The organism is Kitasatospora sp. NPDC058032, from assembly GCF_042885845.1.
In the GTDB taxonomy this organism is placed as follows: Bacteria; Actinomycetota; Actinomycetes; order Streptomycetales; family Streptomycetaceae; genus Kitasatospora.
In genome coordinates this window covers 1-1,873 of record NZ_JBHVRK010000070.1, presented here as the reverse complement: position 1 = coordinate 1,873, position 1,873 = coordinate 1, and the positions used below count along the sequence as shown (strand labels likewise).

Below are 1,873 nucleotides of genomic sequence, written 5' to 3'. Positions count from 1 at the left end.
CAGAGAGCTGTGTTTTTGATAAACAGTTGCTTGGGCCTATTCACTGCGGCTTTCCGTTAAGTCAGCACCCCTTCTCCCGAAGTTACGGGGTCATTTTGCCGAGTTCCTTAACCAGAGTTCTCTCGCACACCTTAGGATTCTCTCCTCGCCTACCTGTGTCGGTTTGCGGTACGGGCACCTCTCACCTCGCTAGAGGCTTTTCTTGGCAGTGTGGAATCAGGAACTTCGCTACTATATTTCGCTCGCCATCACAGCTCAGCCTTATGGGAAACGGATTTGCCTATTTCCCAGCCTAACTGCTTGGACGCGGATATCCAATACCGCGCTTACCCTATCCTCCTGCGTCCCCCCATTGCTCAAATGGTGAGGAGGTGGTACAGGAATATCAACCTGTTGTCCATCGCCTACGCCTTTCGGCCTCGGCTTAGGTCCCGACTAACCCTGAGCGGACGAGCCTTCCTCAGGAAACCTTAGGCATTCGGTGGAGGGGATTCTCACCCCTCTTTCGCTACTCATACCGGCATTCTCACTTCTAAGCGCTCCACGAGTCCTTCCGGTCTCGCTTCACAGCCCTTAGAACGCTCTCCTACCACTGTTCGTAAGAACAGTCCGCAGCTTCGGTGATACGTTTAGCCCCGGTACATTTTCGGCGCAGAGTCACTCGACCAGTGAGCTATTACGCACTCTTTAAATGGTGGCTGCTTCTAAGCCAACATCCTGGTTGTCTAAGCAACTCCACATCCTTTTCCACTTAACGTATACTTTGGGACCTTAGCTGGCGGTCTGGGCTGTTTCCCTTTCGACTACGGATCTTATCACTCGCAGTCTGACTCCCAAGGATAAGTCATTGGCATTCGGAGTTTGACTGAATTCGGTAACCCGGTAGGGGCCCCTAGTCCAATCAGTGCTCTACCTCCAAGACTCTTACCTTAAGGCTAGCCCTAAAGCTATTTCGGGGAGAACCAGCTATCTCCAGGTTCGATTGGAATTTCTCCGCTACCCACACCTCATCCCCGCACTTTTCAACGTGCGTGGGTTCGGGCCTCCATTCAGTGTTACCTGAACTTCACCCTGGACATGGGTAGATCACCTGGTTTCGGGTCTACGACCACATACTAAACGCCCTATTCAGACTCGCTTTCGCTGCGGCTCCGCCTCTTCAGCTTAACCTTGCACGGGATCGTAACTCGCCGGTTCATTCTACAAAAGGCACGCCATCACCCGTTAACGGGCTCTGACTACTTGTAGGCACACGGTTTCAGGATCTCTTTCACTCCCCTTCCGGGGTGCTTTTCACCTTTCCCTCACGGTACTGGTTCACTATCGGTCACTAGGGAGTATTTAGCCTTGGGAGATGGTCCTCCCGGATTCCGACGGAATTTCACGTGTTCCGCCGTACTCAGGATCCACTCAGGAGAGAACGAAGTTTTGACTACAGGGCTGTTACCTCCTATGGCGGGCCTTTCCAGACCTCTTCATCTACCTCGTTCCTTTGTAACTCCGTATAGAATGTCCTACAACCCCAAGAGGCAAGCCTCTTGGTTTGGGCTATGTTCCGTTTCGCTCGCCGCTACTCAGGAAATCGCATTTGCTTTCTCTTCCTCCAGGTACTTAGATGTTTCAGTTCCCTGGGTCTGTCCTCAGTACCCTATGTATTCAGGTAAAGATACTACTCCATTACGAGTAGTGGGTTTCCCCATTCGGAAATCTCCGGATCAAAGCTTACTTACAGCTCCCCGAAGCATATCGGTGTTAGTCCCGTCCTTCATCGGCTCCTAGTGCCAAGGCATCCACCGTGCGCCCTTAAAAACTTGGCCACAGATGCTCGCGTCCACTGTGCAGTTCTCAAACAACGACCAGACACCCACCTGAC

Annotated in this window: 1 rRNA gene; it reads right to left on the bottom strand. The window is 52.2% G+C overall.

The window, feature by feature from the left end:
• Positions 1-1,817: ribosomal RNA gene (locus ACFVUH_RS37305) — 23S ribosomal RNA — on the bottom strand; the annotation flags it as partial.
• Positions 1,818-1,873: the final 56 nt, after the last annotated feature.